Origin of the sequence: Stenotrophomonas sp. PS02301, from assembly GCF_029959485.1 — a bacterium.
GTDB classification, from domain to species: Bacteria; Pseudomonadota; Gammaproteobacteria; order Xanthomonadales; family Xanthomonadaceae; genus Stenotrophomonas; species Stenotrophomonas maltophilia_Z.
In genome coordinates, this window is the sequence record NZ_JASCOO010000190.1 from 1 (window position 1) to 1,456 (window position 1,456).

Sequence of the window (1,456 nt, forward strand, 5' to 3'; positions counted from 1 at the left end):
CCGGGGTTAGGGGGGGGGGGGCGGGGAGGGGGGGGTGGGCGGCCCACGCCGTGAATCCGTCCATGGAGGCTCATGTCGCGCCATCCATGGCGCTCATGGTCCCGACAACCCACCCGCCCCGTCCCGCTCACAGTTTCAAGGTGGTTCTGAGGAGAGCTGCCGGGCGAAGCTCGGCACAGCAGCGTGCGCCTGACGCGCCGGATCCTGGTTGAGGCAAAGCAGCCACGCATGGCGTGGCTCTTATCTCTTGGCGATCTGGCACTTTAGGTGCCGAGAGCCCGGCGTGGGCGACCGTGTGGCTCTAGGTCTTGCGACCGCTAGGTAGCTTGGGTCCCCACGCCGGTTTCTCCCTGATCCGCCCGAACAGTTGATCGAGTTGGCGCTCGGACTGATAAGACTGGGCAAGCGGGGGGAGCTCTCGACCCTGTCAGCCTAGCGGAGTTCTGCCATGTATGGGATCGGGATCGACGTAAGTCAGGCCACGCTGGATGTGGCTGTCCATGAACAGGCGTTTGACCAATTCAGCAACGACAAGCGCGGCTTTGTGCGGCTGATTCAATGGCTGAAACAATGGCCCATCACGCAGGTCGTTCTGGAAGCCAGCGGCGGCTACGAGCGTGCCGCCCTGGAGGCTTTGCACGAGGCTGGGCTTCCGATGGTCCGCATCAATCCCGCTCGGGCACGCCGCTTCGCCCAAGCTACGGGACGTGCTGCCAAAACCGATCGACTCGATGCAGCCGTGCTGGCGCAGATGGCTCACCTTTTACCGCTCACCCGCTACGTGCCACCGGCACCTTGGCAGCGGCGTTTGGCCGAATTTGCCCAGTGCCGCCGCCATCTGGTGCAGATGCGCGTCAGCGAGATGCAGCGCTTGCGGCAGCTGACCGATCCAGTCCTGATCACGATCAAGCAGCGCCATCTTGCCCAGCTATCCGAAGATCTTAAACAGCTGGACAAGGCCATTGCCGAGCAGCTCGCCGCGCAGCCGGGCTGGAAGAACATCGGAACGCTTAAAGGCGCTGGGCCGATCCTGGTCAGCACCTTGGCCTGCGAACTGCCGGAGCTGGGAACACTGGGGAGCAAGGCCATTGCTTCGCTGGTCGGCCTGGCCCCCATGAACCGCGAGAGCGGTACCTGGCAGGGCAAGCGCAGCATCACCGGGGGCCGGGCCGTAGTGCGCGAAGCACTCTACATGGCGGCGCTAACTGCCATCCGTTACGAGCCCAAGCTACGTGACTTTTACGCGACCCTGAAAGCCAAAGGAAAGGCGAGCAAGGTCGCCTTGGTAGCTGTCATGCGCAAGATGCTGGTCATCCTCAACGCCCGGATGCGCGACGCTCAAAGCGAACCGATCCCCGCCTGAAGCGCGCCGGGGCACATCTCCAACGGCTGCCGGCCCCCCGCCCGCCCCACCCCGCCCCCCCCCCGGGGGGGGGGAGGTCCGCCCCCCAACCCC

At 65.2% G+C, this 1,456-nt stretch carries 1 protein-coding gene; it reads left to right on the plus strand.

Annotated features, from left to right (window positions below):
* Window positions 1-448 precede the first annotated feature (448 nt).
* Entirely contained in the window at window positions 449-1,363 is a 915-nt protein-coding gene (locus QMX81_RS20845) for an IS110 family transposase (protein ID WP_282264384.1), read from the plus strand.
* Window positions 1,364-1,456: the final 93 nt, after the last annotated feature.

What these genes read in the sequence shown, in the direction of transcription:
- QMX81_RS20845 (WP_282264384.1), top strand. Translation starts at nt 449, where the DNA reads ATGTATGGGATCGGGATCGACGTAAGTCAGGCCACGCTGGATGTGGCT.